Raw genomic sequence first — 376 nt, 5'->3', positions numbered from 1 at the left:
TTTGATCCACCTAATACTAGAATTGTATTCATTCCCACTCACTCTCCTTATTTTTCTTTTTTGTGTATGTACTTGGTGTTGTTAACAATACCAAGTACAAACTACAATATTCATGATTATTAAACCTACTATGAATACAATTGCGAAAATAGGTAACAACAGCATAAAAATAAAAGCACTTACAACCAAGCATACAAAGATGAACCCATTACTCATATCTTCATAACCGTCTAACCCTTGCACTATATTTAAACTATGCATCCACACCGTGATAGCATCCCAATTTTCTACTAATAGATATCCTCCACCCAAAAACAAAGCCCATCCGAATAATGTCCCTAAAAATCCTGATCCCCTTCCAGAAGAATATCCCGCA

Annotated in this window: 1 pseudogene; it reads right to left on the bottom strand. The window is 34.8% G+C overall.

Annotated elements, in window-relative coordinates:
- Positions 1–28 precede the first annotated feature (28 nt).
- A pseudogene (locus tag MR155_RS31530) lies at positions 29–376 on the bottom strand (hypothetical protein); the annotation flags it as partial.

It is taken from the genome of Bacillus cereus group sp. BfR-BA-01331, assembly GCF_022663915.1.
Lineage (GTDB): Bacteria > Bacillota > Bacilli > Bacillales > Bacillaceae_G > Bacillus_A > Bacillus_A mycoides.
Note: the sequence above shows the minus strand (reverse complement) of the source record. Positions and strands in the feature narration are given on the sequence as shown.